The sequence below is a fragment of the Bradyrhizobium sp. 62B genome, from assembly GCF_030272265.2.
GTDB lineage: Bacteria > Pseudomonadota > Alphaproteobacteria > Rhizobiales > Xanthobacteraceae > Bradyrhizobium.
In genome coordinates this window covers 1,712,605-1,737,471 of record NZ_CP092841.2, presented here as the reverse complement: position 1 = coordinate 1,737,471, position 24,867 = coordinate 1,712,605, and the positions used below count along the sequence as shown (strand labels likewise).

At 64.5% G+C, this 24,867-nt stretch carries 18 protein-coding genes; 12 read left to right on the top strand and 6 right to left on the bottom strand.

Annotated features, from left to right (window positions below; translation table 11 throughout):
• The first annotated feature begins 253 nt into the window (after positions 1 to 253).
• Entirely contained in the window at positions 254 to 2,215 is a 1,962-nt protein-coding gene (locus ML401_RS08205; RefSeq protein ID WP_285811309.1) for a bifunctional diguanylate cyclase/phosphodiesterase, read from the top strand.
• Positions 2,216 to 2,347: 132 nt separating this feature from the next.
• Here the strand turns inward: ML401_RS08205 and ML401_RS08200 are convergent, their stop codons facing one another.
• From ML401_RS08200 to pgm, 4 genes are all read right to left on the bottom strand, one after another.
• A complete protein-coding gene (locus ML401_RS08200) occupies positions 2,348 to 3,328 on the bottom strand; it encodes a PDR/VanB family oxidoreductase (RefSeq protein ID WP_285811307.1) in 981 nt (326 codons plus the stop codon).
• Between the two features lie 11 nt (positions 3,329 to 3,339).
• Positions 3,340 to 4,092, bottom strand: coding sequence for a GntR family transcriptional regulator (locus tag ML401_RS08195; protein WP_211419534.1), 753 nt, complete (start codon positions 4,090 to 4,092; stop codon positions 3,340 to 3,342).
• Between the two features lie 6 nt (positions 4,093 to 4,098).
• Entirely contained in the window at positions 4,099 to 5,148 is a 1,050-nt protein-coding gene (locus ML401_RS08190; protein ID WP_194406511.1) for an aromatic ring-hydroxylating dioxygenase subunit alpha, read from the bottom strand.
• Positions 5,149 to 5,482: 334 nt separating this feature from the next.
• Positions 5,483 to 7,129 carry a phosphoglucomutase (alpha-D-glucose-1,6-bisphosphate-dependent) gene (pgm, locus tag ML401_RS08185; protein ID WP_285811305.1) on the bottom strand — a complete coding sequence of 549 codons (1,647 nt, stop codon included), beginning with the start codon at positions 7,127 to 7,129 and terminating at the stop codon, positions 5,483 to 5,485.
• 128 nt (positions 7,130 to 7,257) lie between these two features.
• Between pgm and ML401_RS08180 the strand changes: the two genes are divergently transcribed.
• The 3 genes from ML401_RS08180 (at position 7,258) to ML401_RS08170 (ending at position 9,530) form a co-directional block, all read left to right on the top strand.
• On the top strand, positions 7,258 to 7,461 hold the full coding sequence (locus ML401_RS08180; protein WP_194406509.1) for a hypothetical protein: 204 nt from the start codon (positions 7,258 to 7,260) through the stop codon (positions 7,459 to 7,461).
• A 97-nt stretch (positions 7,462 to 7,558) separates the two neighbouring features.
• Positions 7,559 to 8,707, top strand: a complete 1,149-nt coding sequence (locus tag ML401_RS08175; protein ID WP_285811302.1) for a S9 family peptidase — start codon at positions 7,559 to 7,561, stop codon at positions 8,705 to 8,707.
• Positions 8,708 to 8,753: 46 nt separating this feature from the next.
• Positions 8,754 to 9,530, top strand: a complete 777-nt coding sequence (locus tag ML401_RS08170) for a transglycosylase SLT domain-containing protein (RefSeq protein ID WP_285811301.1) — start codon at positions 8,754 to 8,756, stop codon at positions 9,528 to 9,530.
• Positions 9,531 to 9,540: 10 nt separating this feature from the next.
• Here the strand turns inward: ML401_RS08170 and ML401_RS08165 are convergent, their stop codons facing one another.
• Positions 9,541 to 10,356: a response regulator transcription factor gene (locus tag ML401_RS08165; RefSeq protein WP_212065658.1), complete on the bottom strand. Its 816-nt coding sequence runs from the start codon at positions 10,354 to 10,356 to the stop codon at positions 9,541 to 9,543.
• Positions 10,357 to 10,703: 347 nt separating this feature from the next.
• On the opposite strand from ML401_RS08165, the gene ML401_RS08160 reads away from it, so the two are divergent.
• Both ML401_RS08160 and ML401_RS08155 read left to right on the top strand, forming a co-directional pair.
• Positions 10,704 to 11,813 (top strand): acyltransferase, encoded by a 1,110-nt coding sequence (locus ML401_RS08160; protein WP_285811297.1) that lies wholly within the window; start codon positions 10,704 to 10,706, stop codon positions 11,811 to 11,813.
• A gap of 93 nt (positions 11,814 to 11,906) precedes the next feature.
• On the top strand, positions 11,907 to 12,755 hold the full coding sequence (locus tag ML401_RS08155; protein WP_211419540.1) for an MBL fold metallo-hydrolase: 849 nt from the start codon (positions 11,907 to 11,909) through the stop codon (positions 12,753 to 12,755).
• A 48-nt stretch (positions 12,756 to 12,803) separates the two neighbouring features.
• Here the strand turns inward: ML401_RS08155 and ML401_RS08150 are convergent, their stop codons facing one another.
• A complete protein-coding gene (locus tag ML401_RS08150) occupies positions 12,804 to 13,679 on the bottom strand; it encodes an aldose 1-epimerase family protein (RefSeq protein ID WP_285811295.1) in 876 nt (291 codons plus the stop codon).
• 180 nt (positions 13,680 to 13,859) lie between these two features.
• Here ML401_RS08150 and ML401_RS08145 point away from each other — a divergent pair, with 180 nt between their 5' ends.
• The 6 genes from ML401_RS08145 (at position 13,860) to ML401_RS08120 (ending at position 24,797) form a co-directional block, all read left to right on the top strand.
• A complete protein-coding gene (locus ML401_RS08145; RefSeq protein WP_285811294.1) occupies positions 13,860 to 14,963 on the top strand; it encodes a glycosyltransferase family 1 protein in 1,104 nt (367 codons plus the stop codon).
• Between the two features lie 255 nt (positions 14,964 to 15,218).
• Positions 15,219 to 16,358: a glycosyltransferase gene (locus ML401_RS08140; RefSeq protein WP_285811293.1), complete on the top strand. Its 1,140-nt coding sequence runs from the start codon at positions 15,219 to 15,221 to the stop codon at positions 16,356 to 16,358.
• Entirely contained in the window at positions 16,358 to 17,695 is a 1,338-nt protein-coding gene (locus ML401_RS08135; protein ID WP_285811292.1) for a hypothetical protein, read from the top strand. Before ML401_RS08140 ends, ML401_RS08135 begins: the two co-directional genes overlap by 1 nt.
• 30 nt (positions 17,696 to 17,725) lie before the next feature.
• Complete coding sequence (locus ML401_RS08130; protein WP_212065664.1) at positions 17,726 to 19,003, top strand: glycosyltransferase family 4 protein; 1,278 nt, start codon at positions 17,726 to 17,728, stop codon at positions 19,001 to 19,003.
• Positions 19,000 to 20,391: a hypothetical protein gene (locus ML401_RS08125; protein WP_285811291.1), complete on the top strand. Its 1,392-nt coding sequence runs from the start codon at positions 19,000 to 19,002 to the stop codon at positions 20,389 to 20,391. The genes ML401_RS08130 and ML401_RS08125 overlap by 4 nt, the downstream gene beginning before the upstream one ends.
• A gap of 497 nt (positions 20,392 to 20,888) precedes the next feature.
• Positions 20,889 to 24,797, top strand: coding sequence for an RHS repeat protein (locus ML401_RS08120; RefSeq protein WP_285811290.1), 3,909 nt, complete (start codon positions 20,889 to 20,891; stop codon positions 24,795 to 24,797).
• Positions 24,798 to 24,867 lie beyond the last annotated feature (70 nt).

Below are 24,867 nucleotides of genomic sequence, written 5' to 3'. Positions count from 1 at the left end.
AGGCGCCTGTGACTGAATCGAGAAGCCGCAGCGTACTGGATGCCCCGCTTTCGCGGAGCATGACACCGGAATAGGCGCCCACATTCCCCTCCCATCCCGCATTTGTATCGATTTGTTATCGATACCCTCGCTTGAACACGCAGAAGTGGTCACGCCGCCAGCCGCAAACGGGGATAATTCATAGTTCGTCAAAGTTTTGCAGCGAATTCTCCGGAACGAGCTGGACGAACGCCCCCTTGTGCTAGGCTCTGGAATGCGGACTCAACTGACCACCTATTTCGCGCGGCTGTTTGCCGGCGATCTGTCGGCGTTCGGCGGTCCCGTGACGGACGAAGCCGTGGCCGGCCATATCCGTGCCGAACAGATGGCGCTGGTGCTCGGCTATTCGGTCGGCATCATGCTCGCCAATGCCTGCAACGCCCTCGTGCTCGCCATCGCGCTGTGGCAGTCGCCCGACAGGATACCCGCCCTGGTCTGGGGAGCCGCCGTGGCCAGCGCCGCGATCGCGTTCGGTCTGCAATCCCGCGCCGCGCGCCGCATCACCAAGCCGCAATTCGTCTCCCGCCGCGCCATGCACCGCCTGGTGCGCAATGCCTTCGTGCTCGGCGCCGCCTGGGGCATCGTCCCCGTCGCCTTCTTCACCGATGCTTCGACCGGCGGCCAGCTCGTCATCACCTGCCTGTGCTCGGGCATGCTGGCCGGCGGTGCGCTCGCCTTCGCCACCATCCCGATCGCGGCCATCGCCTTCACGGCCCCGATCTTCGTCGGGATCGCCATCTGCCTCGGCAGGAACGGCGATCTCGCCTTTCTCCTGATCGCCTTCCTCGTCGTGGTCTATGGCAGCGTGCTGATCCGCGGCGTGTTCGTCAATTCGTTCTCGTTCGCGCGGCGCGTCACGCAGCAGATCGAGGCGGAGCGCACGGTGCGCCTCGATCCCCTGACCCACCTGCCCAACCGCGTCGCCTTCAACGAGACGCTCGAGGCTGCGCTGAAGCGACTGGCGCTGTCCGGCGAGGAGTTTGCGGTGCTCCTGCTTGATCTCGATCGCTTCAAGGAGGTCAATGACAAGTTCGGCCATCCCGCCGGCGACGAATTCCTGGTCCAGGTCGCAAGCCGCCTGCAACGCTGCACCCGCGCCGCCGAGCATATCGCGCGCATCGGTGGCGACGAGTTCGCGCTGGTGATGGCCAATCTGGCGCGCCCCGAAGACGCCCTCGAGATCGCCGAACGCTTCGTCGCGGCCTTCGAGGAGCCGTTCCGCATCGAGGGCCGCCAGGTCGTGGGCGCAACCAGCGTCGGCATCGTGCTGGCGCCGCGCGACGGCACCACGCCGCTTGACATCATGAAGAATGCCGATGCAGCGCTCTACCGCGCCAAGAAGGCGGGGCCCGGCACAATCCGCTTCTTCGAGGAAGCCGACGACAGGGTGTCACGCGATCGCAAGGCACTGCAATCGGACCTCGAGGGCGCGATCGCGCGAAACGAGCTTTTCCTCGTCTTCCAGCCGTTCCTCGATCTCGACCAAAGCCGGATCACCGGCTTCGAGGCGCTGCTGCGCTGGCAACATCCCGAGCGCGGACTGGTGCCGCCGAGCGAATTCATCCCGATCGCGGAAGAGACGGGGCTGATCCACGAGATCGGCGAATGGGTCATCCGGCGCGCCTGCGCGACGGTTGCCAAATGGCCTGACGAGATCAGGGTCGCCGTGAACTTCTCCGCGGCGCAGTTTCACAACGCCGGCATCCTCCAGATCATCGTGCAGGCGCTCAGCGACGCCAAGATCGCCCCGCACCGGCTCGAGATCGAGATCACGGAATCGATGCTGCTGTCGAAATACGGCTCGGCCGAGCCCGTGCTGAACGCGCTGCTGCAGCTCGGCGTCACCGTGGCGCTCGACGATTTCGGGACGGGCTTCTCCTCCCTCACATATTTGCGCAAGCTGCCGTTCAGCCGCATCAAGGTCGACCAGTCCTTCATCCGCGACATGCTGGTGCAGCCCGACTGCGCGGCCATCGTGAAGTCGGTGGTCTCGCTTGCGCGCGACCTCGACATCGGCGTGGTCGCCGAGGGCGTCGAGACCGCCGACCAGCTCGAATATCTCAGGCAGATCAATTGCGACGAGGTTCAGGGCTATTTGATCAGCCGCCCGGTGTCGGCGGACGGCGTGCTGGTGCTGCTGGAGACCAAGAAGTATCGAGCGACGTTCGCGGCGTAGGTTTTCCCGCACGGCCATCCTTTTAGACGAAGTAGCCCGGATGGAGCGAAGCGCAATCCGGGACAGCGCGCGACGGAGCAAGACCGCCCCCGGATTTCGCTTCGCTCCATCCGGGCTACGATCCTTCCTACCTCAAATCGCATCCGCGCGCAGCAGCGTATCCACGGTGATGGTGCCCCGCGCACGGGAGACGCAGGCACAGATCTTCTGGTTGCTCTCTTTCTGATGGTCGCTGAAGAAGACGTCGCGATGGTCGATCTCGCCGTCGACCTCGACCACGTCGATGGCGCATAGCCCGCATTCGCCGCGCTTGCAGTCGTACATCACGTCGTGACCGCTGGCATTGAGCACGTCCAGCATCGAGCGCTCGCGCGGGATCTCCAGCTCGACATTGGAGCCCTTCAGGCGCACACGGAACGTCTCGGTCGGGAGCGCGCCGCTGGAGCCGAAGGTCTCGTAGCGCAGATCGGGCAGCGCATGGCCGGCACCAATCCAGGCATGGCGCGCGGCATCGAGCATGCGCATCGGGCCGCAGAACAACCCGAGCGCGCCTTTCGGCACCGAGGCGAACAGCGTGTCGAGATCGAGCCGCCTGCCTTCGTCGCCGGCATGAACGACCAGGCGATCGCCGAGCAGCGCGGCGAGATCGTCGAGATAGGCGGCCTCTGCCCGCGAGCGCACCGCATAGTGCAGCGTGACGTCGGCGCCGCGGCGCGCCAGCGCCTGCGCGGCGCCGAGGATCGGCGTGATGCCGATGCCGCCGGCGATCAGGCAATAGCTTTCGCGCGACCAGTCCACGGCAAGGAGCGAGGCCGGCTGCGTGATGTCGAGCCGCGCGCCCGGCGCGAGCTGCCACATGTAGCGCGAACCGCCGCGGGAATCCTCGGCGCGGCGCACGGCGATCTTGAAGCCGGCCGGGGAGGCTTCGCCCACCAGCGAATAAGACCGCGTCTCCGGCAGGCCGTCGATGGTCACGCTGACGTTGATGTGGCTGCCGACCGGATAGGCGACGCCGTCATACTGATCCGGCCGGATCAGAAATTCGCGGATGCCGGGAGCGAGATCGCGCGTCGACACGAGCGTTGCCGGAGTCCAGGTTTCGATGAAGCGCATGGTGATGGCCCTCAGTCGGCTGCAGACTTGATCAGCGCGAGCGCCGGCAAGAGGTCCAGATGGGTCCGGTTGCGCAGCGCGAGCCGCAGATTGCGCACGGCGAGCCGCGCGTGCTCGCGCATGATCGCCTCGGCGCGCGCGCCTTCGCGGTTCTCGATCGCGTCGATCACGACGCGATGATGATCCTGCCCGATGATCAGGATCTGCTGCGCCTCGGGCAGCGCGGATTGCGCCATCACGAAGCCGCTCGGCGAGGCAAACGGCAGAGCCGAGGCGCGGTCGATCTGGCGGATCAGCGGCGGACTGCGCGACAGTTCCGTGAGCAGGGCGTGGAAGCGCGCGTTCAGCGTGACGTAGGACGAGAAGGCTTCGATCGAGATCGGCACCTGGCGCAGCAATTCGTCGATCGCGGCCAGGCATTCCTTCAGGGGCTCGAGCTCGCGCGCGGAGACGCCGCGCTCGGCAGCGAAGCGCGCGGCGAGGCCTTCGAGCGTGCCGCGCAGCTCGATGGAATCGGAGATGTCGCGCTCCGAAAACGCCTTCACCATGAAGCCGCCGGAGGGGATCGCTTCCAGGAGGCCCTCCTCCTCCAGCCGCACCAGCGCCATGCGCACCGGTGTGCGCGAGGCGCCGGTGGTTTCCACCGCCTGGAGCTCGGAAATGCGCTCGCCCGGACGCAAGGCGCCCGACAGGATCTGGTCGCGCAATGCGAGCTGCGCCTTCACGGTCTGCGAGACGGAACGGTCGACCTCACGCTCGGCCATGGCGGGTTACTCCGCGGCCTGGAGGCGCTGCGGCGCGGTTTCCTTCGCCACCATCTTGTCGATCAGCTTGCGCGACCACATCGCGCCGGCGTCGATGTTGAGGTTGTAGAAGATGCGGTCCGGATTCTCGTCCATGGCGCGCTGCTGCGCTTCGAGGATCAACTCGTCCTCGTGGAAAATGCCGGAGACGCCCTCGCGGATCTCGGAGGTGATGCGCTGCTCACCGAGCTGATAGTTGCGCACGAAGGCCCAGAAATAATGGCAGGTCTTCTCGGTTTCCGGCGTGATGGTATTGAGCACGAAGCCGTTGACGCCCTGGGAACGGTCGCCTTCCGGCGCGCCGGTGCCCGTCGGCGCCACGCCGACGTCGATCGCGATGGTGCACGGCGCTTCGAAACGGATGATCTGCCAGCGATCGACGAGGCCGGGCTTGCCGAGCTGCTTGGCCCAGAACGGCGGCGGCTCGATGCCGCGCATCCAGCGCGTCACCGTCACCGTCTTCTCGCCATGGGTGACGTCGAACGGCGCTTCGGTGACCGCTTCGTTGCCGATCGAGGAGCCGTGCACGAAGGTCTCGTGGGTGAGGTCCATGAGATTGTCGAGCACGAGGCGGTAGTCGCATTTGACGTGGATGGTCTTGCCGTCGCCGGCCCAGGCCGGATCGTGATTCCAGTGCATGTCCGGAACGAGCGCGGGATCGGCCAGCGCGGGATCGCCCATCCAGAGCCAGATGTAGCGGTGACGCTCGACCACGGGATAGGAGCGCACGCAGGCCGACGGGTTGATGGTCTCCTGCGAGGGCATGAAGGTGCAGCGGCCCTGCGCGTTGAACTTGAGGCCGTGATAGCCGCAAACGACGGTGTCGCCTTCGAGCCGGCCCTTGGACAGCGGCACCAGGCGATGCCAGCAGGCATCCTCCAGCGCAGCCACCGAACCGTCGGCCTTGCGGTACATCACGACATGCTTGCCGCAGATCGTCCGCGGCAACAGCGCCGGCTTGACGTCGGCATCCCAGGCGGCGGCGTACCAGGCATTCATCGGGAAGGGTTTTGTCATCGGTCTCACTCCCACGGCTTATGTATGCGTTATGTATACAATAACAGGGGGCCATATCATTCAAGACTTATTTATGAGTAACATAATACCTTTATGACCATATATGTATACATGCGGTGCTTGGATCATCTCCTCTCAGATGAATGGCGCGCATTACCCACTCCTGGAAGGGGGAGGGTAATGCGCATGAAGCGAAGCGAAATGCGGAGCGAGGTGGGGTGGAGTGATCCCTCCCCTCGGGCACTGTTAGTCGCGGAGGAACCTTCACCTCACCCCGCTCGCGCTAACGCGCGATCGACCCTCCCCCTCCAGGGGAGGTAAGAGAGGCTAGCGGCTACGCCCCGAACACCTTCGCCAGGCCGGCCTGCGCCTCTTGCTGGATCCGCTTCAGGTGCTCGGGGCTGCGGAAGCTTTCGGCGTAGATCTTGTAGACGTCCTCGGTACCGGACGGCCGAGCCGCGAACCAGCCGAAATCGGTCTCGACCTTGATGCCGCCGAAGGGCTGGCCGTTGCCGGGCGCCTTGCTCAGGGTGGCACGGACGGGGTCGCCGGCGAGCTCCTTCAAGCCGAGCTGCTCCGGCGTGACGGACTTCAGGATGGTCTTCTGCGGCCCGGTCGCGGCGACGTCGATGCGGGCGTAATGGGGCATGCCGAACTCGGCGGTGAGATCGCCGAACAGCTGGCTGGGATCGCGGCCGGTCTTCGCCATGATCTCGGCGGCAAGCAGGCCGAGGATGATTCCGTCCTTGTCGGTGGTCCAGACCCCGCCGTCGCGGCGCAGGAATGAGGCCCCCGCACTCTCCTCGCCGCCGAAGCCGAAGCCGCCCGTGAGCAGGCCGTCGACGAACCATTTGAAGCCGACCGGCGTCTCGACCAGCTTGCGCCCGAGCTTTTTGGCGACGCGGTCGATGATCGAGCTCGACACCACGGTCTTGCCGATCGCGGCATCCTTGCTCCAGTTCGGGCGGTGCGCGAACAAGTAAGATATCGCGGTCGCCAGATAGTGGTTCGGATTCATCAGGCCGCCGGTGCGCGTCACGATGCCGTGCCGGTCGGCGTCGGTGTCGTTGGCAAACGCGACGTCGAAGCGGTCGCGCATCCCGATCAGGCTCGCCATCGCGTAAGGAGACGAGCAGTCCATGCGGATCTTGCCGTCCCAGTCCACCGTCATGAAGCGAAAGGTCGGGTCGATCGCCTCGTTCACCACGGTGGCCTTCAGGCCGTAGCGCTCGATGATCGGATGCCAGTAATGCACGGCGGCGCCGCCGAGCGGATCGATGCCGATGTTGATGCCGGCGGATTTGACCAGCTCGAGGTCGACGACGTTGCCGAGATCGGCGACGTAGGGCGTGACGAAGTCGGTCGGATGGACGTTCGATGATTTCAGCGCCCTGGCATAGTCCACGCGCTTCACGCCCTTGAGGCCGTCGGCGAGGTAGGCATTGGCGCGCTTCTCGACGACGCCGGTGACATCGGTGTCGGCCGGGCCGCCATGCGGCGGATTATATTTGTAGCCGCCGTCTTCCGGCGGGTTGTGCGATGGCGTGATGACGACGCCGTCGGCAAGGCCGCTCGTACGCCCTTTGTTATGGGCGAGGATCGCGTGCGAGATCACAGGCGTCGGCGTATAGCCGCCGTCCTTGTCGATCATGATGTCGACGCCGTTGGCGGCGAACACCTCGACCGCGCTCACCAGCGCCGGCTCGGCCAGCGCGTGGGTGTCGATGCCGATGAAGAGCGGGCCGGTCAGCCCCTTTTCCTTCCGGTAGTCGCAGATCGCCTGGGTGGTCGCGAGGATATGGCCTTCGTTGAACGTGTTCTTGACGGAGGTGCCGCGATGGCCGGAGGTGCCGAACGCCACGCGCTGCGCGGGATCCGCGACATCGGGCTTGCCGGCGAAATAAGCCGTCACCAGCCGCGGAATATTGGTGAGCGCGTCCGGCGAAGCCTGCTTGCCTGCCGCGGGATGAACATCAGCCACTTGAATATCCTCGTCGTTGTCGAATTGAGGCCCTGCCGCACCATAGCATTGGGCTTGCACACGCCAACTTAAAAGCCATCGGCCGACGCCGGCAACAAATGGCCGCATTTGGGTCCATGAATGGGGACATGACCATTCTCGCAACGGCCCTGCTGCTCGCCAGTTCCTTGGTGCTATCGTCTCCCGGATACGTCGAGCAAACCGGTATCGAACTCAACCCGATGCTGCGCAACGCAGCCGTGGATCATGACCTCGCCAAGGTGAAGCGCCGGTTCGAGCGGGAGCTCCGTAGCGACAGCACGGACAGCCCCGGCGCATCCACCGGGCGCTAGCGCCGCGCGTCGGACACCGCGTCGGACACATCGGCACCGCAATGCAAATTGCGGGATCATGCTATGGTCGAGGCCTTCCGGCTGTTCGAATCGCCTCATGGCTGTCCTGCGCAAGCTGCTCCCCCTGCTGATCGCCTGGCTGATCCCGGCGGACGGGCCGTCGTCTGCGGGGGCGGCGGAGTTTTACACCGAGGATCTCCGCATCCCCATGGCGGAGGCGGGGCCGCAGGGTCTGGAGGCCTTTCTGGTCCGCCCGGCCGGCGCGAAGCGCTATCCGCTCGCGCTGCTCAGCCACGGTTCGCCGCGCAGCTTCGACGACCGCGCGAGCATGTCCGCGCACCGATATTACGGCATCGCGCTGGAATATGCCCGGCGCGGCTTTGCGGCACTGATCGTGATGCGGCGCGGCTACGGCACCTCGCCCGGCGGACGCGTCGACAGCGTCGGCGGTTGCGCCAAGGCCGCTTACCTCCCCGCCGCCGCGGTCGCGGTGGCTGATTTGCGCGCCGCGATCGATGCGATGGCGCGGCGGAGCGATGTCACGACATCAGGCATGATCGCGGCCGGCCATTCCGCGGGCGGGCTCGCCACGATCGCGCTGACGGCGCAGGCGCCGCCTGGTCTCATCGCCGCGATCAATTTCGCCGGCGGCCGCGGCTCGCGCGACGACGACGACGTCTGCAACAAGGATGGGCTGGCGCAGGCTTTCGCCACCTTCGGCAAGACCTCGCGCGTGCCGACACTGTGGGTCTACGCGACCAACGATTCCTATTTCGGCCCTGACCTCGCGCGCCGCCTCCATGACGGGTTTCGCGCCGGTGGCGGCAACGTGACATTCATCGCTGCGCCGCCCTTCGGCGACGACGGTCACTATCTCTATTCGGTGGCGAGCCGTCCGCAATGGACGCCCTATGTCGACGCCTTCCTGCGCGAGCGCGGCCTCCTCGGTCGCGACATCCTGAGCTTGCCCGAGACCTTACCGCCGCCGCGCCAGCTCAACGAGGCCGCCAGGGGCGAGTTCGCGCGCTATCTCGCCAGCATGCTGCCGCACAAGGCTTTCGCGGTCTCGCCGAACGGCGGCTATGGCTGGCGCGCGGGACGCATCACGGCCGAGGAGGCCCAGCGCGACTCGCTGGCTGCCTGCATGAAATGGTCGCAGACCTGCTCGCTCTATGCGATCGACGACCATTTGGCCGGGCCGTTGCAAGCGCCCCCCACCGACCAGAGCGCCCGCGCGCGGCAGTGACGGCGCGGGAAGCCGGTTGTTAACTCCGGCGATTTATGACGGAGCGATGCTGTGGGATCGGGCACGCTTCAATCTCGGCGCAACGTGGAGAAACGTGGCGGTCGTCCTGCTGTTGTCGGCCCCGCTCGGCGCGCACGCCGCAGACGGCAACACGGAGCTCGGCGCCGGCGAGACGCCGTCGTCCCGGGCCCTGATCCGGAAGATCATCGAGCGAGAAACCGCGAAGACCGACTTACCGGCCGACATCGCCGAAGCGGTCGTCTTCGTCGAAAGCGGCTACAATTCGGCCGTCATCGGCAGCGTCGGCGAGATCGGCCTGATGCAGGTGCGGCCCGAGACGGCGGCGATGCTGGGCTTCCGGGGCAGCGATGCGGAACTCGCCGAACCCGACATCAACATCCATTATGGGGTGCTTTATCTCAGCCAGGCCTGGCGTCTGGCCGGCGGAGACATCTGCCGCGCCCTCATGAAGTACCGGGCAGGCCATGGCGAGGAAGCCATGACGCCGCGGTCGCAGGTCTATTGCAACCGGGCCCGCAACCGTCTCGCCGCCTTGAACTCGAAGGCGCTGGAGGTCGCGGTCGCGACCGCACCGGAGCCGGAGCCGGCGCCGGCGCCCCGCCCCACTCCCGCCGCGCCCGCAGCGGTCCCGGCAAAACGGGTGAACGCATCGAAGGTCGCGGCGCAGCCCAAAGCCGTCTATGCCCGCTATCGTCAGGGCACCGCGGCGGCCAGCCGCGCCTATTGGGCCGCCCACGAGGCCAGGGTCAGCCGGATCAAGGCGCGCATCGAGGCGAGATGGAAGCGAGTCGCTTCGCGCTGACGAGGTTGCGTTACAGCCGCTCGCTGAGCGCGAGCTTGTAGCCGACCCCGGTGACGGTCGCGATCACCGGCGTGCCGCTGCCGACGAGCTTGCGGCGCAGCCGCGCCACCAGCGCGTCGACCGTGCGGATGTCGACCTCGGCCTGGCGGTTGCTGACGACTTCGATCAGATAGTCACGGCTGAGCGGCCGTCCGTCGGCGCCGACCAGCGCCGCGAGCAGGTCGAACTCAGCGCGCGTCAGCGCCACCGGCTTGCCATCGCTGCCGAGCAGCTCGCGCCGGGTCAGGTCGATGATCCAGTCGCCAAAGGCGATCGAATTGTGGTTGCGCGCCGCCTTGCGATCGAGCGAGCGCCGCCGCAGCACGCTGCGAGCACGCGCCAGCAGATCGCGCAGATTGATCGGCTTGGTGACGTAGTGGTCCCCGGCGATCTCGAGGCCGAGGATGCGATCGACGTCGGTGTCACGGCGCGTCACGAAGATGATGCCCGCGTTGCTGGTCGCCTGGATCTCCTTGGCGAGCTCGAAGCCGTCGCCGTCGGGCAGCTGCAGGTCGAGGAAGACGAGATCGGTGCGCGCGCGCAGCGCCTGGCGGCATTCCGCGCAGGAGCCGGCGCCGACCACGTCGAAATTGTTGTCGCTGAAATAGCCGACCAGCATCGTCCGCGTCACCGGATCGTCCTCAACGACGATCAGCCGCTCGCGGCCGGCGGGACGCAATTCCCGAAGTGCGGAATCAACCACGGTCTTGGGTGTCCTGTTTGCCTGCGGCCCGCCTTGCAAATTCAAGCCGCCGCGCAATGCGCTGTCATGTGAACGGACATTCACGACTTGTTCGAGCCCCCGAAATTAGCCGCCGCAATAATAGGCGCGTTGCAACGCGCAAACAATATTGCTCATGGTCTCGACACATTAAGTATGAAGTGGCCCACAATTCTCATCGCGCGCATCAATGCGCAGGGTGGGCCCTGTCGCCGGCATCGCACCCAGCCTCGGCCACCGATCCCGCACATTCGAAACCGGGCTCAACCCCCGGTTAAGGTAAAAAAGGCGTTCGGCTTCGGAAAGCCCGGCGCCGCCACTATGGTCGCGCCTGCGCACAACAAGGAAACCACGGAGCAGGCGTGATGCAGGGGCAGGCCCGGTTGGCTGCCGGTCGAACCGAGCGAGGCACAGTGCCGTTCGCTCGTTCACACACGCTCGATGTCCTGCGCGGCCTCGCCATCGCCGGCGTGTTGGCCATCCATGTCTCGCAGGCATTTCCGTCGAATATCCGCGCCATCGATTTCGCCTTCATGTGCGGCTGGACCGGCGTCAACGTGTTCTATTTCGTCAGCGCCATGACGATGTGCCTGATGTGGACGCAGCGCACCGAAACCAGTCCGACGCGCAAGTTCTACATCCGCCGCTTCCTGCGTATCGCGCCGCTGTTCTGGCTCGCGATCCCGATCTATCTCATCATCAACGGCACCGGACCAAGCGACAATGCGCCCAATGGCATCGGGCCGCTTCAGGTGATCCTGACCGCGACCTTCCTGCACGGCTTCTGGCCGGACAGCGTCAACAGCGTGGTGCCCGGCGACTGGTCGATCGCAGCGGAGATGACCTTCTATCTCGTCTTCCCGCTTCTGATCACCGCATTCGGGTCGCGCCGTCATCTTTATCTCGCGCTCGCGATCGTGCTGCATCTCGTCAATGTCTTCCTGTTCAAGCCGTGGGCCTTCGCGCTGTTCTCGGCCTATTACGGCCCCGGCCACGGGGCGTTCGTCTGGACCACGCTCCACCTCAGCTTCCTGAACCAGCTTCCGGTCTTTCTGGTCGGATGCGCGCTGTTCTTCTCGCTGCGCAACGGCTTTGCCAAGTCGGACGCCGCGATCTACGCCGTCTTCATCGCGCTGTCCTTCATCGCCGACCGCGTCACGGGCTCGCATGAGTTCAACTATCTCATGATCAACCTCGTGCTCGGCGCGCTGGTTGCCGGTTGCATCAAGCTTGCCATCCGCTTCCAGCCGCTCGAGGCGCTCGGCCGCAACTCCTATTCGATGTACCTGTCGCATTTCGCGGTGGTCTACGGCCTGCGTCAGCTCTGGCCGCTCGCGGACGGGCTGGTCTCGCTGCTCATCGCCTATGTCGTCACCGCCGCGCTGAGCTATCTGATCGCGCGCGCCACATGGCATCTGATCGAGCGGCGCGCGCAGGACTTGGCGCATCGCCTGACATCAGCGGGATCGGACCGGTCAAGCCTCCGGCCAACCGTCGCCGCCACTGCGACCAGCATGCGCTGAACGACCACCACCCGCCCCCGCCGATCAGGTGCGGCTTGCTTCATTGCCGCCTTCGACTCTACTGTGAGGACTCTTCACACGGGAGTGGGCACCATGGAGGTCATACTGCTCGGCACCGGCGGCCCGCGCCCGGACCCGCGGCGCATGGCGACGACCACGCTGATCAGGCTCGGCGACGAGAACATCCTGTTCGACGCAGGTCGCGGCGTCGTGGTGCAGCTCAGCAAGGCCGGCGTTCCACTCGGCGCGATCAACACGGTCTTTCTCACGCACCATCACTTCGACCACATCGGCGACCTCTACGACGTGATGCTGAATTCATGGATGCACGGACGCAAGGACGCGTTGCGCGTCCATGGCCCCCCGGATACCGAACGGCTCGTCAACACGCTGATCACGCAGGTCTACGACAAGGACATCGCCTGGCGGGATCAGGGCGAGCCGAGCCTCGGCGGCTGGAAACCTGTCGTCGCAACCGACATCATACCGGGTCCCGTTCTCGACACCGGACGCTGGAAGATCAGTGCCGAGCTGGTCGAGCATGGCGATGGTCTCGACATGCAGCCGGCCTTCCTCGCGCGGTGGATGTGCCTCGGCTACCGCTTCGAAGCCGAGGGCAAGGTCATTGCGATTTCCGGCGACACCGTCCCCTGCCCCGGACTCGAGCGGCTGGCACAGGGAGCCGACCTGCTCGTCCAGTGCTGTTTCCTCGCAACGCCGGAGATCACCAACGAGCACCTTCGCCGCCTTGCGAAATTCACGATCGCCTGCGGCGACACCGTCGGCAAGGTGGCGGCCAAGGCCGGTGTCAAGAAGCTCGCGCTGACCCATCATCGGCCGCGTACCAACGATGCCATGCTGAACGCACTGCTCGAAGATGTCAGGCAGGACTATTCGGGTCCTGTCGTGCTCGGCGAGGATCTCACGCGGATCGAAGTCTGAGGGCCATCGCCCGGCCCGCAACGGAGCGGGCGCGGAGGCCTTCCGGCATCAGGACGATCCGACCTCGATCCGGAACGACAATTGCTCTTCCGCGCCTGCTGCGATGTGCATCAGGCCAGGCTTGTCGCTGAACTCGCCGTCGAACCCGGCTGGACTGGCGTAACCGCGCCAGGGCTCGATGCAGAGGAAGGGTGCGCCGGATGGTTTCGACCAGACGCCGAGCTCGCGAAAGCCGCGCCAGGACATTGTGAGCCAGGGACCGGTGGGCGCGGCATAGCGGACCGCGTTGCTCTCGATCCGGTCGAAGATGACGGCATCGTCAGTAAAAAGGGATTCGGACAAGGGGAGCACCGCACCTTTGACCGGGCTCGGCTCCGTTGCCGGGCGCAGCAATCCGCCATCGAGACGGCGGACGGGAGACGATTCCGCGCTCGCGAAAGTCAGCGAATAGCTCTCCTTGGCAAGCCCCGGCTGGAGCGGCCAGTTGAACGCGGGATGACCGCCGATCGAAGCCGGCAATGTCTCCTTGCCTTTGTTGGCGATCGTGAGGGTCAGATCGAGGCCGGCGCTGTCGAGCGTGTAGCTTGCGGTCAGCCGGAATGCGAACGGATAGAGCGCACGCGTCGTCTCGCTGTCTTCGAGCACCAGCACGCAGCGGCTCTCGCCGCGTTCCGTCCACGCAAAACGGTTGTCGCGCGCAAAGCCATGCTGGGTCAGCCGGTAGGTCTTGCCCCGGTGCCGCAATTCGTCCCTGGCGAGGCGCCCGACGATCGGAAACAGCAATGGCGCATGGCGCAGCCATTCCGGCCCCGCCTGCCAGACGAACTCGGTGGTGCCGTCCTTCAACGAGCACAGCTCGGCGCCATGCGCCTTGATGGTCGAGGCAAGTCCGCCGCTGCGGAGAGTGTGGGTATCGTCACTCATGGCCGACATCTACACTGCGCCTCCAACCGCAGCAAGGCGGGCACCAGCCATGCGCGGAGCGTCGGCACCGCAGCAGAGCTGCGTCATATTTCTGTACCTAACGGTTGCTCCTTTACGGGTTCGTCCGCCGCCTGCGTCTCGCAGCCCGGGCGAATTCCGATCAACCATTGTGGTAGCCAATTGAAATTCTTCATCAACGGCCGCTTTCTGTCGCAAAAGCTCACCGGCGTTCAACGCTATGCGGCTGAAATCGTCAAGGCGATCGACGCGCAGCTGGCATCGGAGCAAACGCCGGCATCGCTGCGAAATGCAGACTGGCAGTTGCTGACGCCCGTGGATGCAAGCGAGGACCTTCACCTCGAGCGAATCAAGGTCCGCAACGTCGGCCGCTTGCGCGGGCACGCCTGGGATCAAATCGATCTGGCGCGGGCCGCCGCAGGAGGCCGCTTGATCAGCCTGGCCAATGCCGGCCCGGTGTTCCATCGCGACCACATTGTCGTGATCCACGACGCGCAGGTCTTTCGCAGGCCCGACTTCTTCAATTGGCGCTATCTGGCCGTTCACCGCACGATGGGCCGGCTGCTGGCCCGACATGCAAGCATCGCAACCGTATCCGCTTTTTCGCGCAAGGAGCTTGCCGAAGTGCTGAATCTGTCGGCAACCGCGATCCCGGTTTTTCCCAACAGCGCAGAGCATTTCGCCAAGACGAAGCCTGATCCGGACATCATTGCCCGACTCGGCCTCCAGCCCCGAAAGTTCTTTCTCTATGTGGGCTCGCGGACCAAGAACAAGAATCTTTCCGTCGCGATCCGAGCGGTCCAGCTGCTCGATCGGGCCGACGTTCCGCTGGTCATCGTCGGAGGCGATAACAGCAAGGTCTTTCAGGACAATTCAGGCGATGGAGCCTCCGGCCTGCTGCTGGCCGGGCGTCTGACGGACAGCGAGATCGCGGCGCTCTATGCGCACGCGTCGGCGTTCGTATTCCCTTCGCTCTATGAGGGTTTTGGCGTGCCGCCACTCGAAGCCATGATCTTCGGTTGCCCGGTCATTGCCTCGACGGCCGATGCCGTCGTGGAGACATGCGGCGACGCCGCTGCGTATTTTAGCGCCAGCGATGCCGAAGCGCTGAAGCAGCTCATGCTCGAAAGACTGGCAACGGGTGCCATCTCCGATCAGGAACGCATGAGGCAGCACGATCGCGTTGCATTCTATTCGTGGAAGAAATCGGCGAAGGCCCTGCTAGATCATCTCGCAAGCCCGGCAAACGTCGCCAGCGCTGCTTGAAATTCGACACGACTCGCCCGTTGCGCGCAATGGTTCCTGCACAAACCTTTTGCAACTTGCTGCCTGATGCGTGGTTCCATGACATTTCTTTCGCTTTTACAGCGATCGCACGCATGCGAATGATCATGGCGCAACATCACCACATCGCTGCCCCATTATCGCTACGTATTCGAGGAACTGTGTTTCGCACTAGCGAACACAGAACAGGGATACACGATGTCCGGCTCTCCGACGCAGCCTTATGCGAGGCAAACGATGAAAGTGCTGCACATCGCCGAGACGATTCGGGGCGGGATTGCGAGCTACCTGAACGAGTTGCATCCCCAGCAACAGGCAAGCTTCGGCGCGGACAATGTGCATTATGTCGTGCCGTCGGATCATCGTCGCGATCTTCCTGGGGTCGATGACAATCATATTACGACGTTCGAACGGCCCAGCCGCGGTGTCGCCGGACTCTTCCAGATGCTGCGCGCGAGCATGCAGGCCCTGGATGCCTTCCGTCCTGATGTCGTGCACCTGCATTCCTCGTTCGCGGGCCTCGTGCTCCGTCCTGCGCTTGCGGCCCGCTCGGACGGACCGCGTGTCGTCTATTGTCCGCACGGCTGGGCGTTTTCGCGCCAGACCGGCCGGCTCAGTCACGTGGTGACAAAGGCGGCGGAGAACCTGCTCGCACGAACGTCGGACCGAATCATCTGCATCTCCGGCGACGAGTTCAATGAAGCCGTCCGGGCGGGAATTCCCGCCGACCGCCTCACGCTCGTCCATAACGGCATCTCGAAGACGCGCTCGCCGCAGCCCGTCGCGGCAGACTGGACCTCCAAGAAGGTCAAGGTTCTCTTCATCGGGCGCCTGGACCGTCAGAAGGGCTTCGATCTCCTGATCGAAGCGGCGCGCGAACTCGAAGACGTACTTGATGTCCGCATGATCGGCGCCTCCGTCGTCAACAAATATGAAGGCCCGAGCGTCCCGCCTAACGTGTACCTGCTGGGCTGGCTCGACCGCCCGACCATCGAGACCCAGCTCGAGGCTGCCGATCTCGTCGTGATCCCGTCACGATGGGAGGCCTTCGGCCTCGTTGCCCTGGAAGCGATGCGCGCAGCAAAACCCATCCTGGCGTTCCGCAGCGGAGCATTGCCCGAGATCGTCGTCGACGGCGTCACCGGCGTGCTTTGCGAGCCCGTCGCGGTTCAGCCGCTCGTCGACGGTTTTCGGCGGGCGCTGGATTTCGATCTCAAGGTACTGGGACAGCGCGGCTACGACCGGTTCAAGCAGCTCTATGACGTTCAGAAGACGCATGGGCAGTTGCAGCAGGTCTATCTCGAGCTGCTCCAGAACGAAGGGACGCCGGTCGCGGCGAAGGCGGGACTGCAATCGGATCTCTCCAAGAATTTCTGATGGCTCGACTATTCGCACGCACCTTGGTTCGCGACAGTCTCCGCCTCGCGAGCCTCATCGCATCCGTTTTTCTGCCGGTCTCCGTCTGCGCACAGCAGGCGCAGCCGCTCGATGCCCGATTCCTGCTGGGGGTCGGCACGCATCAGGGCCTGGGTGGCCCGGTGAGCCCGCGCGGATACGTGCCTGCGGAGAACGTCACCCAGATCAAGCAGCTTGGCCTCAACGCCTTCCGCGACGATTTTCCCTGGTCCGATTTCGAGGTGGGGGGACGCCGGATGGGGTTCACGCCCAGGCTCAGCCGGCTGGAATCGCAAGTCAGGTCCGGCGTCGCCCGCCCCCTTCTGATCCTTGCGTTCGGCCATCATCTGGTCCCGAATTCCACGCCGCCGACGACCGATGAGGCGCGGCAGCGGTTCGCCGATTATGCGGCGGCGGCGGCGCAATCGGTCCTGCCGCAGCATCCACTCTTCGAACTCTGGAACGAATGGAATCTGGCGGCGAAGAAAGACGCCGCGTTCTCGCCGGAGAACTATCTGGCGCTCGCGCAAGTCGCGCGGCCGGCGGTCAAGCGGGTTGCACCTAATGCGCCTTTCCTGGTCGGCGCGCTCGGCGACGATCCGGGCTGGACATGGACGGAGAAGATGCTGCGAACCGGCATCCTTCAATATGCCGACGGTGCTTCGATCCATCTCTACAATTTCTGCATGGGCCCGAGCAAACGCACCTCGGCCGAGATCATCGACCGGCTCACGGCGTTTCACCGCCTGGTCGGCCAGGCGAGCGGAAACCCCGATTTCCCGATCTATGTCACCGAGACGGGCTGGACCACAGCCAGCAACAAATGCGGCGTCAGTGAGCAGGCCCAGGCCGACAATACGGCGCAGCTCATCCTGTGGGCGTCGACCGCGGCCCGCTGGCTCAAGGGCATGTGGCTCTATGAGCTCAAGGACAGTGGAAAGAATCCGTCCGAGCTGGAGGACAATTTCGGGCTCTATCGTTTCGACAATTCGCCAAAGCCGGTCGCCTGCGCGGCTCAAGGCGCCTGGGCCTTCATTCGCTCCAGCCTGAGTGCCGAGCGACGCGAGCTCGCCAGCGGCGTCGTGTCGATCAATGCATCGACGGCCTCCGGCGGCAGAATTGCCGTCTGGTCCGAGGCTCCGGACCGGCGCTACGAAATTCGGCTCAAGGGAGATCAGCAAGGCGCAAGCTTTGCGATGCCATGCGACCAGGCGGCGAAGCCTGCGTCCGGGGTCTGGATTCCCGTCTCGAGCACACCTGTTCTGATTGCAGCCAATGACAGTGCCGTTCCCACCCTGGAGATCAGGCCGGCGCGGTAGAGCCGATTTTGCAGACATGAGGTTGACGCGATGAAAGTTCTTTTGACGTCCACGCTTTATCCGACGCCTCAGGCACCCAAGATCGTCGGCGGCGCGGAGATCTTCGCCCGTCGTTTCGCCGAAGGCCTGGTGCAACGCGGTGACGAAGTGGAAGTGATCCGGGCCGCATCCACCCCCGAGCAGGCCCCGGAAACCTGCGACGGCGTCAACGTCTACTCCGCTCCGGTGCGGAACGTGTATCTGCCCTTCACGGAGCAGAAGAACGTCGCATTGCGCAGCATCTGGCACGCGATCGACGACTGGCAGATGCAGGCACCCCTGATCGCGGAACGTATCCGGGCCTTCAAGCCGGACGTGCTGCACTCCAACAATCTGTCGGGCCTCACCACCGCGATCTGGCGCGTCGCCGCCCAGCTCGGCGTTCCCGTGCTTCATACGCTTCACGACTATTACCTGACCTGTCCGCGCTGCTCCCGCTTCGACCACGGACGATCCTGCGAGCACACCTGCACGAGCTGCGGAATTCTGAGCTTTCATCGCAAGCGTGCCACGCACTGGCTCAGCGCCGTGGTCGGCGTGAGCGAGCGCGTCCTGTCCATTCATACCGATATGGGCATGTTCGCGGAGACGCCGATCCGCACCGTGATCCGCAATGCCTCGACCGAGCCGCCGCAGTCGCCCTATCCCCGTCCGATTTGCACCACCGAGGTGACGTTCGGATTCATCGGCCGCCTCACCGAGGAAAAAGGCATCGACAATTTGATGCGGGCTCTGGCGCTGCTGCCCCCGGATCGCATCCGCATGATGATCGCCGGCCGGGTCAGCGACGAGGAGCAGCGACGCCTCAGGACGCTCGCGCCGGATGCGCGAATCGAGTTCATGGGCTTCGTGGCGCCGGACGATTTCTACAAGCAGGTCGACGTGGTGGTCGCGCCCTCCATCTGGCACGACCCCGGTCCCCTGGTCGTCGCAGATGCCAAGGCGGCCGGCAGGCCGCTGCTCGGAACGCGCTTCGGCGGCATGCCCGAGGTCATCCAGCACGGGGTGACCGGCTGGCTGACCGAAGCCGATCCGCAATCCCTGGCCAAGAGCATGCTCGCGGTCGCAGCCGACCCGCACAAGATCGACGAGATCAGCCGGCGCCTGATCGCCGATACCAACAAGTGGATCTTCTCCGACGTGCTGTCTTCATACAAGAATCTGTATGAACAATTGCGCGAGCAGCGGATGTCGCAGGTGCGCGCAGCAACGGCCGACGCGCCCCAGGGAGCGGCGATCGTCGGTAAGGAGCGCCTCATTCCGCGATGACACGCCTCTTCGCGATGGCGGGCTACGTCTATCAGAGCGCCGCGGCGATCATCCTGATCTTCGCGATCAGCCATCTGCTGCCCGCCGCCGACTACACCAACTTTTCCCTCGCGCTGGCCTCGAGCCAATTGCTCTGCGTGCTGATGTTCGAATGGCTGCAGCTGGCCGGACTGCGTTTTCTGGCGGCAGCCCAGGAGGACGAGGCGGCCCGGCTGAGGTGGTCGCTGCTTGCGGCCGGCCTGACGAGCGCGGCCGCGCTCGTCGTGGTCGGGAGCTGCGCGTCGCTGACCAGCGTGCTGCCGAGAGGGATCATCGCGCTGGGCCTGAGCATCTCCGTCCTCCAGGGACTGACGGATCTCTATTTCCTGTCGATCCGCCTGTCCGACCGGCTCGGCATCGCCTCCGTCCTTCTGGCGCTGCGGGCCACCGCCCTCCTGGCCGGTGCCGTCGCGGGAGGCGTGATCTCGGGAACCGCCGAAGCGGCGCTGCTCGGCATCGCGTCGGGGCACGCCCTGGGCCTCCTCGCCGGCCTTGCCGCCTATCGCACGCCGATGGAGCGCGTGTCGTTGCAGAGGATGCTGGCCGACTGGAAGGAATTCTCCCGCTACGGCATGCTGGCGGCGGGCGCGTCCGTCATCCATCTGTCGGTGCCGGTGCTGCTCCGTGTCATCGTCATCGGCCGGCTGGGCGCGACGGGGGCCGGGGCCGGATTTTCGATCGCGCTCGACCTGCTGCAACGTCCCTTCTGGGTTCTCAATGCCGCGATCCACACCGTGAGCTATCCCGAGGTGGTCCACGATTTCGAGCACGCAAGCGGCGCAAAATCGGTGCAGTCGGCGCGGCGGATGTTCGAATTCATGATCTGCACCACCCTGGTGCTGCTCGGCGGACTGATTGGATTCATTCCAGATGCAGCCCGTATCCTGGTGCCGCAGGCGAGCCTGGCCGGCTTTCTGCAGACGGCGCCAATGGTCGCCGCCTTCTATTTCCTGCACACCCATCTGCAGGCGACGATCGCGGTCGTCCCCCATCTCGAGAAGCTGGCGACCAGGCTCGTCCTCGTCGCGGCCGGCCAGCTCGCTCTTGTCGTCGCCTTCGCGCTGGTTGCGACCTCGGCCGGCCTGTCCCCGCGCGGCGCAGTCGGCTGCGCTGCGGTCGCCACGCTCGCGACCATGCTGGTCGCACTCGGTCCGACCCTGCGCTTTGAGGCATTCCCGCGCTGGCCGCTCGTCATACAGGCCCTGGTGGCCGCGATCCTGATCGGATCTCTCGGCTCGATGCCGACGGAGCCCGCGACATGGCTCGCCGGCAAGATCGTGATCGCCGCGATTGCGACGGCAGTCATTGGATGGCGCGGGGACTTTCTGATGCCGGCTCGCCGCGGCTGATTCTCGCACCTCCTGCGATGCAGATCGGGTTCCGGTACGGAACGGGCCCTCAGCAACGCGCTCCTGCCGCATCCCTGAGCATTCACAACCCCTACGGGTAAATCATGGGGTTTAACCGCTCATCGAAGCGGCATCTGCGAACTTCCCGTGCAGGACAGAGCGCGAGCTGCGCCAAAGCACGGGGCGAAGATACTCCGAACGGCGGACACGAGCGCCACATCGCGGCGTCGCAATACCCGCCGTATGAAGTCTTTCGCGCCGCCTGCGCATACATTCAGCAGTGCAAATCGCGAAAATCTTGAAAGCGCCTTCCTCGCGCCACGCTGAACCGGCATCGCATCGATATTCTGCTGCTGCCGAGCAAGTCTGTTCCTGCACAAGGAACCGCGTTTCGCTCGCGATTTGCAGCTTCGTTTTTATCTGAAATTCACACTCGACAGAGAAGCTTGAACGCAAATCCTGCGAGCAATTTCGTTCGCGCTGAAATCGAGTGTGCAATGTCCGATCAAACCATCCTGTCCGCCAGCGGCTTCATCAACTCCATTGGCGTCAACACCCACGCCGGCTTCGGGTGGACCGGCTACAACAATCTCGCGCTGATGGTCGACGACCTCGAATATCTCGGCGTCACCCATCTCCGTGACGCGATGGGGACCAGCCCGGCTGCGCAACCCGTCGTCGATGGCCTGGCCGCCGCCGGCTACAAGTTCGACTTCCTGGTGTCGTCCGCCCTGCCCCAGACGGGCACAACCGGACTGCAGAACTACATCGCCTCGCTCGAGAAGTTCGCGGTGAGCCATCCGGGCAGCATCAGCGCCATCGAAGGGCTCAACGAGGCCAATCACCAGCCCTTCAGCTACAATGGCAGCTCGAGCCTCAGCGCCGCGGCCCAGTTCCAGAGCGCGCTCTACCAGGCCGTCAATGCCAACGCCACGCTCGGCAGCATCCCCGTCTACAATCTGTCACTGGCCTACAACGATCCGCAAGGCTACAGCCAGCTCGGCAACATGTCGGGGTCGGTCGACTACGCCAACGCCCATGCCTATGTCAGCACCAGCCTGACGACCGGCAGCTCGATTTCGGCAACGCTGAGCGCCGTCATGACCGCGGCGCCGGGCAAGCCCGTCGTCATCACCGAGACCGGCTACACCACCCAGGCCAACACCCAATATCTCGGCGTCGACGAGACGGTGCAGGCCAAATCGATCCTGAACACCCTGGTCGATGCCTACAAGGCCGGCGTGAGCGCCACCTATCTCTACGAGCTGTTCGATCGCGACTCGTCCGCCGGCAATACCAATCCCGAGGCCAATTTCGGATTGTTCAATTCCGACGGCACGCCGAAGCTCGCCGCCACCGCCATCCACAATTTGACGACCATTCTGGCCGACGACGGCAAGGGCAGCCTGCAGCCGACTGATCCTTTGAACTACACCCTGAGCAACATGCCGGCGACCGGCAACAGCATGGTGCTCGGCAAGAGCAACGGCGCCTACGAGCTCGTCGTGTGGGCGGAGCCGAAGCTCTGGAACGATTCCACCGATAGCGAGGTGTCCAACACGGCCCAGACGGTCACCGTGAATCTCGGCGGCGTGCATCATTCGGTGAAGGTGTACGACACCCTGACGGGAACCACGGCGATCGCCAGCTACACCGACGTCAGCTCGATCACGATTCCGGTCAGCGACCACCCGCTGATCATCGAGATCGACGCGCCCCCGGCCACGTCGACCCCGCCGGACACGAGGACCACCGTCAGCGGCTCGGCCGCCGAGATCGTGCCGCAGCTGTCCGACCTCAGCGAGTCGACGGCACTGCAGACCATCACGCTGACCGGCTCGCACGTCCTGCCCGTCGCCTCCAAGGCGACCATGGACTACATCATTGCCCATTACGGCAGCGCCCTCTCCAAGATCCAGGGCGGCTACTCGTTCTCGGTGACGAACTCGGCCGCGACCTGGAGCAGCACGAAGACCTATAATTCCAGCGGAGCGCTCGTATCGAAGTCGGATACCGGCCTGAATTCGAGCGGGCAGCCGACCTCGACCACCGTGGCCTACACCGACGGCTCCAAGGACCTGATCAGCTACACGGGCGGCGTGAAGACGAAATTCGTTCACGTCGGCACCGACGCAACCAGGACCACCGACACCTACAACACCGCCGGCACCCTTCTGAGCGAAGTCGTCCAGAAGTCCGACGGCTATTACTCCACCACGCTCTACACGAGCGGCGTGAAGACGGCCGCCTATGTCAAGAATGCCGACGGCTCGCAGGACAATTACACCTACGGCATCACGGGCAAGAGCTTCACCACCCAGGTTCAACATCTCGACGCCTCGGGGAAGGTCACCTTGGTGACCCGCAGCCATGCCGACGGCTCGCTGGACTCGACGCAGGTCTACAACAGCGACGGCAGCAGCGTGATCACCACCTATAGCGCCACCGGCGTGAAGCTGGTCGAGACGGCCTATCACGCCGACCACAGCAAGGATGTCTGGACCTACAACATCACGGGCCAGAACTACACGACCGAGCACGACGTCTACAACGCCACCGGCTTCCTCACCGGCCTGACGCGCCTGCACAGCGACGGCAGTCTCGCCTTCAAGCTCACTCAGACCACGGACGGCACCAAGACGACCGATTGGTACAATGCCGCCGGCAGCCTCACCAGCGAGGTGGTGCAGAAGGCGGACGGCACTACGTCGACCACGACCTACAGCAACGGCGTCAAGACCAATACCTATGTGAAGAATGCCGACGGCAGCCAGGACAATTACGCCTTTGGCATCACCGGCCAGAGCTACACCACGCTGATCCAGCACGTCGACCCCTCGGGCAAGGTCACGGCCGTGACCCGCAAGCATGCCGACGGCACGCTCGATTACACCCAGATCATCAACGCCGACGGCAGCAGCGTCGTCACCAATTACGACGCTGCGGGGACGCGAACCAAGGAAACCGACTTCCACGCCGATGGCAGCAAGGACGTTTTCCTCTTCAACATCACCGGCCAGAGCTACACGACCGAGCACGACATCTACGATGCGACCGGCTTCCTCACCACGCTGATCCGCAAGCACGCCGACGGCAGCATGGCCTTCAAGCTGGTGCAGACCGCCGATGGGACCAAGACGACCGACTGGTACGACGCCAACGGCGTCCTCACCAGCGAGGTGTTCCAGAAGCCGAGCGGTTACAGCTCGACGACGGTGTACACCAACGGCGTCAAGACGGCGGCCTACATCACCAATGCCGACCAGAGCCACGACAATTACAGCTACAACATCACCGGTCAGAGCTACACCACCCAGTACCAGCACCTCGACCCCACAGGCCAGACGACCGAGGTGACCCGCTGGCATGCGGACAACTCGCTCGACTACACCCAGATCATCAACAGCGACGGCAGCAGCGTGGTCACCAACTATGATGCGTCGGGCGTCAAGAAGACGGAGACCGACTACCACGCCGACGGGTCGAAGGACGTCTTCCAGTTCAACGTCGTCGGCCAGACCTACGCGAACGAGCACGACACCTACGATTCGACCGGCTTCCTCACCAACATCGTTCGCACCCACGCCGACAACAGCCTGGCCTTCACACTGGAGCAGAGCGCCAACGGCACCAAGACCTCCGACTGGTACGACGCCCACGGCGTCATCACCAGCGAGGTGACCACGAAGCTCGACGGTTACAGCTCCACGACGGTCTATACCGGCGGCGTGAAGACCGCCGCCTATATCAAGAATGCCGATGGCACGTCGGACAACTGGAATTACAACGTCACCGGGCAGTCCTACACCACCCAGCATCAGCACCTCGATGCCTCCGGCAAGCTGGTCGAGCTCACCCGGACCCACGCCGACGGCACCCTGGACTATACCCAGGTCATCCACGACGACGGCAGCAAGCTGACCGATATCTATAACAGCGCGGGCGTGAAGACCCAGGAGATCGCCAACAACACCGACGGCTCGAAGGACGTCTTCCTGTTCAACTTCAACGGACAGGCCGGCACCACGCAGCACGAGAACTACAACAGCGCCAGCGCGCTGCAGTACTTCGATCAGACCAAGACCGACGGTACCCACAATGTCACGGCCGTCGCCAGCGGCGTGACGATCCAGGGCGGGGCCGGCAACGACGTGTTCTCGGCTGCACCGAACGCGACCACCATTGCCTACGACCACGGCCAGGACCAGATCCTCAACTTCCAGGCCGGCGATGGTACGACTCACGACGTGGTCCAGATCTCGAAGCTGCTGGCGGCGGACTACAGCCACCTGCAAATCACGCAGTCCGGCACCAACGCGCTCATTACGTTCTCCGCCACCGACTCGATCCTGCTGAAGAACGTCTACGTCTCCAGCCTGACGAGCCACGACTTCCTGTTCGTCTGAGCACGGCGAATTCGAGCCAAGAGGGCCGGGACCATGTCGGTCCCGGCCCCGTCGTTTGTTGGGCGCCTGC